The organism is Pseudomonas sp. DD1, assembly GCF_044510355.1.
In the GTDB taxonomy this organism is placed as follows: Bacteria; Pseudomonadota; Gammaproteobacteria; order Pseudomonadales; family Pseudomonadaceae; genus Aquipseudomonas; species Aquipseudomonas shahriarae.
On record NZ_MSAJ01000017.1, the window covers coordinates 24869 to 31505 of the forward strand.

The window sequence follows — 6637 nt, forward strand, 5'->3', positions numbered from 1 at the left end:
TTTGTTCGCCTGCTCTTTATCTATAGGCAAAAACTCTTTCAATGAATCTGCTCAAGTCGTTGGCCGCCGTCAGCTCGATCACCATGATTTCCCGGGTTCTGGGGTTTGTGCGTGACACCCTCATCGCACGTATTTTTGGCGCGAGCATGGCCACGGATGCCTTCTTTATCGCGTTCAAACTGCCTAACCTGCTGCGGCGGATCTTCGCCGAGGGCGCGTTTTCCCAGGCGTTCGTGCCGATCCTGGCGGAATACAAGACCCAGCAGGGCGAGGAGGCCACCCGCACCTTTATTGCCTATGTCTCGGGCCTGCTGACCCTGGTGCTGATGCTGGTGACCGTCGCCGGGATGCTCGCTGCGCCCTGGATTATCTGGGCCACGGCGCCCGGGTTTGCCAACACTCCGGAAAAATTCGCCCTGACCAGTGATCTGTTGCGGGTGACCTTTCCTTATATATTGCTGATTTCCCTGTCTTCCCTGGCGGGCGCGATCCTCAATACCTGGAACCGGTTCTCGGTGCCGGCGTTTGTGCCGACCCTGCTTAACGTCAGCATGATCATCTTTGCCCTGTTCCTCACGCCGTACTTCGATCCGCCGGTGATGGCGCTCGGCTGGGCGGTGCTGGCCGGTGGCCTGGCGCAACTGTTGTATCAACTGCCGCACCTGAAAAAGATTGGCATGCTTGTGCTGCCGCGCCTGAACCTCAAGGATACGGGCGTGTGGCGGGTGATGAAAAACATGCTGCCGGCGATTCTCGGGGTATCGGTCAGCCAGATTTCCCTGATTATCAACACCGCATTCGCTTCGCTGCTGGTCTCCGGTTCCGTGTCGTGGATGTATTACGCCGATCGCCTGATGGAATTGCCCTCCGGTGTGCTGGGCGTGGCGCTGGGTACCATTTTGCTGCCGACCCTGGCCCGCACCTATGCCAGCAAGGACCGCCACGAATACTCGCGTATTCTCGATTGGGGCCTGCGCCTGTGCTTTGTGCTGGTGCTGCCATGCTCCCTGGCCCTGGGGATCCTGGCCGAGCCGCTGACCGTTTCGCTGTTCCAGTACGGCCAGTTCAGCGCGTTCGACGCCTTGATGACCCAGCGTGCATTGGTCGCCTATTCGGTGGGGTTGCTGGGGATTATCGTGATCAAGGTCCTCGCGCCGGGCTTTTACGCCCAGCAAAACATCCGGACCCCGGTGAAAATTGCGATTTTCACCCTGGTGGTCACCCAGCTGTTCAACCTGATCTTCATCGGGCCGCTGGCTCACGCGGGCCTGGCCCTGGCGATCAGTGCCGGGGCGTGCATCAATGCCGGCCTGTTGTTCTATCAATTGCGCAAACAAAAAATGTATCAGCCGCAGCCAGGCTGGGGCATGTTCGCCCTCAAATTGCTGGTGGCGGTGGCGGTGATGTCGGCGGTATTGCTGGGGTTGATGCACTGGATGCCGGCGTGGGGCGAGGGGCAGATGCTTGAGCGATTCCTGCGCCTGGGCCTGCTGGTGGTGGCCGGGGTGATCGCCTACTTTGGCATGTTGCTGCTGCTGGGCTTCCGCCTGCGGGATTTCAATCGTAAGGCGCTGAATTGATCGCAATCAACAATAAGCCGGCTGTTTTTTCGATTCGGATCATTTGGCCTGTGCTGTTGCCTGTCGTCCGGGGCCGGGTGTGGTTATAATCGACCACTTTATGAGCAAGAAGCGCGTTATGCAGCTGGTTCGAGGTCTCCACAACCTGCGCCCCGAGCATCGGGGCTGCGTCGCCACTATTGGCAACTTTGACGGTGTTCACCGTGGCCACCAGGCGATCCTGGCGCGGCTGCGCGAGCGCGCAGTCGAGTTGGGCGTGCCCAGCTGCGTGGTGATTTTCGAGCCGCAGCCCCGTGAGTTCTTCACTCCCGAGACGGCTCCAGCCCGTCTGGCCCGCCTGCGGGACAAACTGCAACTGCTGGCCGAAGAGGGCGTGGACCGGGTTCTGTGCCTGGCCTTCAACCAGCGTTTGCGCAGTCTCAGCGCCACCGAGTTCGTCGACCGTATCCTCGTCGATGGCTTGGGCGTGCAGCATCTGGAGGTCGGCGACGACTTCCGCTTCGGTTGCGACCGGGTAGGGGATTTCGATTTCCTGCAGCAGGCCGGCGTGACCCAGGGGTTTACCGTCGAAGCCGCGCAAACCGTCGAACTGGACGGCCTGCGCGTGAGCAGCACCCAGGTGCGAAATGCCTTGGCCGCTGCCGACTTCGCCTTGGCCGAGCGTTTGCTCGGTCGCCCGTTCCGGATTGCCGGGCGGGTCCTGCACGGCCAGAAGCTGGCGCGCCAACTGGGCACGCCAACCGCCAACGTGCAACTCAAGCGCCGTCGCGTGCCACTGACCGGGGTGTACCTGGTGAGTGTCGATATTGACGGTCAACCCTGGCCCGGAGTCGCCAATATAGGCGTCAGGCCAACGGTTGCAGGTGATGGCAAGGCCCACCTGGAAGTTCACCTTTTGGATTTTGCCGGGGATTTGTATGACCGGCGTTTGACGGTGGTTTTCCACCAAAAGCTGCGTGAAGAGCAGCGATTCGCCTCCCTGGAGGCGCTGAAAACGGCGATCAATGCGGATGTCGCCGCCGCCCGTGCACTAGCCGCACCTAGCGCCCATCGCTAATGAAGAGCCTTAAATGACCGACTATAAAGCCACGCTAAACCTTCCGGACACCGCCTTCCCAATGAAGGCCGGCCTGCCACAGCGCGAACCGCAGATCCTGCAGCGCTGGGACAGTATTGGCCTGTACGGAAAGTTGCGCGAGATTGGCAAGGATCGTCCGAAATTCGTCCTGCACGACGGCCCTCCTTATGCCAACGGCACGATTCACATCGGTCATGCGCTGAACAAGATTCTCAAGGACATGATCATCCGCTCGAAAACCCTTTCGGGCTTCGACGCGCCTTATGTCCCGGGTTGGGACTGCCACGGCCTGCCGATTGAACACAAAGTCGAAGTGACCCACGGCAAGAACCTGGGCGCCGACAAGACCCGCGAGCTGTGCCGCGCCTACGCCACCGAGCAGATCGAAGGGCAGAAGTCCGAATTCATCCGCCTGGGTGTGCTGGGTGACTGGGACAACCCGTACAAGACCATGAACTTCAAGAACGAGGCCGGGGAAATCCGTGCCTTGGCCGAGATCGTCAAGGGCGGCTTCGTGTTCAAGGGCCTCAAGCCCGTGAACTGGTGCTTTGACTGCGGCTCGGCCCTGGCCGAAGCGGAAGTCGAGTACGAAGACAAGAAGTCCTCGACCATCGACGTCGCGTTCCCGATCGCTGACGACGCCAAGCTGGCCGAGGCCTTTGGCCTGGCAAGCCTGGCCAAGCCCGCCGCCATCGTGATCTGGACCACCACCCCGTGGACCATCCCGGCCAACCAGGCGCTGAACGTGCACCCGGAATTCACCTACGCCCTGGTGGACGTCGGTGACCGCCTGCTGGTGCTGGCCGAGGAAATGGTCGAGGCCTGCCTGACTCGCTACGAGTTGCAAGGCTCGGTGATCGCCACGACCACGGGCTCCGCGCTGGAGCTGATCAACTTCCGTCACCCGTTCTACGACCGTCTGTCGCCGGTGTACCTGGCTGACTACGTCGAGTTGGGTTCGGGTACCGGTGTGGTTCACTGCTCGCCCGCCTACGGTGTGGACGACTTCGTGATCTGCAAGAAGTACGGCATGATCAACGATGAGATCATCAATCCGGTGCAAAGCAACGGTGTTTACGTGCCGTCGCTGGAGTTCTTCGGTGGCCAGTTCATCTTCAAGGCCAACCAGCCGATCATCGACAAACTGTCGGAAGTCGGTGCGCTGCTGCACACCGAAACCATCAAGCACAGTTACATGCACTGCTGGCGCCACAAGACCCCGCTGATCTACCGCGCCACCGCGCAGTGGTTCATCGGCATGGACAAAGAGCCTGTCGCCGGCGAAACCCTGCGCAAGCGTGCGATCAAAGCCATCGAAGACACCAAGTTCGTCCCGGCCTGGGGCCAGGCGCGCCTGCACTCGATGATCGCCAACCGTCCCGACTGGTGCATCTCCCGCCAGCGTAACTGGGGCGTGCCGATCCCGTTCTTCCTGAACAAGGAAAGCGGCGAACTGCACCCACGCACCGTCGAACTGATGGAAGTGGTGGCCCAGCGTGTGGAGCAGGAAGGTATCGAAGCCTGGTTCAAGCTGGACGCTGCCGAGCTGCTTGGTGACGAAGCGCCGCTGTACGACAAGATCAGCGACACCCTCGACGTGTGGTTCGACTCGGGTACCACCCACTGGCACGTGCTGCGCGGCTCGCACCTGATGGGTCACGAGACCGGCCCGCGCGCCGACCTGTATCTGGAAGGCTCGGACCAACACCGTGGCTGGTTCCACTCGTCCCTGCTGACCGGTTGCGCCATCGACGATCACGCCCCGTACCGCGAGCTGCTGACCCACGGGTTCACCGTCGACGAGAACGGTCGCAAGATGTCCAAGTCCCTGGGCAACGTGATTGCGCCGCAGAAGGTCAACGACACCCTGGGCGCCGACATCATGCGTCTGTGGGTGGCTTCCACCGACTATTCCGGTGAAATGGCCGTTTCGGAGCAGATCCTGCAACGCAGCGCCGATGCCTACCGCCGTATCCGCAATACCGCACGCTTCATGTTGTCGAACCTGACCGGCTTCAACCCGGCCACCGACATCCTGCCGGCCGAGGAAATGCTCGCCCTGGACCGTTGGGCTGTGGACCGTACCCTGTTGCTGCAACGTGAGTTGCAGGAGCACTACGGCGAATACCGCTTCTGGAACGTCTACTCGAAGATCCACAACTTCTGCGTGCAGGAGCTGGGTGGTTTCTACCTCGACATCATCAAGGACCGCCAGTACACCACCGGCGCCAACAGCAAGGCCCGCCGCTCGGCGCAAACCGCGCTGTACCACATCTCCGAAGCGCTGGTGCGCTGGATCGCGCCGATCCTGGCCTTCACTGCCGACGAGCTGTGGGAATACCTGCCGGGCGAGCGTAACGAGTCCGTAATGCTCAACACCTGGTACGAAGGCCTGACCGAATTGCCGGCCGACTTCGAACTGGGCCGCGAGTATTGGGAAGGTGTGATGGCCGTAAAGGTTGCGGTGAACAAGGAACTGGAAGTCCAGCGTGCGGCCAAGGCCGTCGGTGGCAACCTGCAGGCCGAAGTCACCCTGTTTGCCGAGGAAGGCCTGACCGCCGACCTGGGCAAATTGAGCAACGAGCTGCGCTTCGTACTGATCACCTCCACGGCCAGCCTGGCACCCTTCGCCCAGGCCCCGGCTGATGCGGTCGCGACCGAAGTCCCGGGCCTCAAGCTCAAGGTCGTCAAGTCCGCCTTCGCCAAGTGCGCCCGTTGCTGGCACTGCCGTGAAGACGTCGGCGTGAACCCGGAGCATCCGGAAATCTGCGGTCGTTGCGTCGACAACATCAGCGGTGCCGGTGAGGTTCGCCACTATGCCTAAATCCAGCCGTTTCGGACGTCTGGGTTGGCTCGTACTGAGCTTGCTGGTCCTGGTCATCGACCAGGTCAGCAAGGCTCACTTCGAGGGCACCCTGGAAATGTTCCAGCAGATCGTGGTGATTCCTGACTACTTCAGCTGGACCCTGGCCTATAACACCGGTGCCGCTTTCAGCTTCCTCGCTGACGGTGGTGGCTGGCAGCGTTGGCTGTTCGCCCTGATCGCTGTGGTGGTCAGTGCGGTGCTGGTGGTCTGGCTCAAGCGCCTTGGCCGCAATGACACCTGGCTGGCTATCGCCTTGGCACTGGTGCTGGGCGGTGCGCTGGGCAATCTGTACGACCGCATCGCCTTGGGCCATGTGATCGACTTCATTCTGGTGCATTGGCAGAACCGCCATTACTTCCCGGCGTTCAACTTTGCCGACAGCGCCATCTGCGTTGGCGCAATCATGCTGGCGCTGGATATGTTCAAGGGCAACAAGCCCGGAGAAGCCGTAAATGACTGAACAAGTATTGGCCGAACAACGTATTGGCCAGAACACGGAAGTCACCTTGCATTTCGCACTGCGCCTGGAGAATGGCGACACGGTCGACAGCACGTTCGATAAAGCCCCGGCGACCTTCAAGGTCGGCGATGGCAACCTGCTGCCGGGTTTTGAGACGGCACTGTTCGGCTTCAAGGCCGGTGACAAGCGCAACCTGCAGATCCCGCCGGAAAACGCCTTTGGCCAGCCCAATCCGCAGAACGTACAAATCATCCCGCGTTCGCAGTTCCAGGACATGGAGCTGTCGGAAGGCTTGCTGGTGATCTTCAACGATGCGGCGAATACCGAACTGCCCGGTGTGGTCAAAACCTTCGATGACACTCAGGTGACCATCGACTTCAATCACCCGTTGGCCGGCAAGACCTTGACCTTTGATGTTGAAATCATCGACGTTAAAGCGCTCTAACTGACGAAACCGGTTCTGTAGGCGCTGGCTGGCCTGCGATAGCAACGCCTCGGTGTACCAGTTGCACCGAGGCGTTGCTATCGCAGGCAGACCAGCTCCCACAAAGACACGAGGCCCAGCATGCAAATCAAACTCGCCAACCCCCGTGGCTTCTGCGCCGGGGTGGACCGGGCGATCGAAATCGTCAATCGCGCCCTGGAAGTCTTCG

6 protein-coding genes are annotated in these 6637 nt (G+C 60.9%); all 6 read left to right on the top strand.

Annotated elements, in window-relative coordinates; translation table 11 throughout:
- Positions 1-41 precede the first annotated feature (41 nt).
- On the top strand, positions 42-1580 hold the full coding sequence (murJ, locus tag PSFL_RS13010; protein WP_115129037.1) for a murein biosynthesis integral membrane protein MurJ: 1539 nt from the start codon (positions 42-44) through the stop codon (positions 1578-1580).
- A 118-nt stretch (positions 1581-1698) separates the two neighbouring features.
- On the top strand, positions 1699-2637 hold the full coding sequence (gene ribF, locus PSFL_RS13015; protein WP_057441100.1) for a bifunctional riboflavin kinase/FAD synthetase: 939 nt from the start codon (positions 1699-1701) through the stop codon (positions 2635-2637).
- A gap of 13 nt (positions 2638-2650) precedes the next feature.
- On the top strand, positions 2651-5482 hold the full coding sequence (gene ileS / locus PSFL_RS13020) for an isoleucine--tRNA ligase (RefSeq protein WP_057958392.1): 2832 nt from the start codon (positions 2651-2653) through the stop codon (positions 5480-5482).
- Complete coding sequence (lspA, locus tag PSFL_RS13025; protein WP_057958393.1) at positions 5475-5984, top strand: signal peptidase II; 510 nt, start codon at positions 5475-5477, stop codon at positions 5982-5984. The genes ileS and lspA overlap by 8 nt, the downstream gene beginning before the upstream one ends.
- A gap of 7 nt (positions 5985-5991) precedes the next feature.
- A complete protein-coding gene (gene fkpB, locus PSFL_RS13030; RefSeq protein ID WP_169959852.1) occupies positions 5992-6429 on the top strand; it encodes an FKBP-type peptidyl-prolyl cis-trans isomerase in 438 nt (145 codons plus the stop codon).
- A gap of 120 nt (positions 6430-6549) precedes the next feature.
- On the top strand, positions 6550-6637 hold an 88-nt coding region (locus PSFL_RS13035), incomplete at its 3' end, for a hypothetical protein (RefSeq protein ID WP_397470145.1).

Excerpts from the sequence above, each read along its gene's own strand:
- ileS (WP_057958392.1), top strand. The coding sequence starts at position 2,651 with ATGACCGACTATAAAGCCACGCTAAACCTTCCGGACACCGCCTTCCCA.
- murJ (WP_115129037.1), top strand. The coding sequence starts at position 42 with ATGAATCTGCTCAAGTCGTTGGCCGCCGTCAGCTCGATCACCATGATT.
- lspA (WP_057958393.1), top strand. The coding sequence starts at position 5,475 with ATGCCTAAATCCAGCCGTTTCGGACGTCTGGGTTGGCTCGTACTGAGC.
- ribF (WP_057441100.1), top strand. The coding sequence starts at position 1,699 with ATGCAGCTGGTTCGAGGTCTCCACAACCTGCGCCCCGAGCATCGGGGC.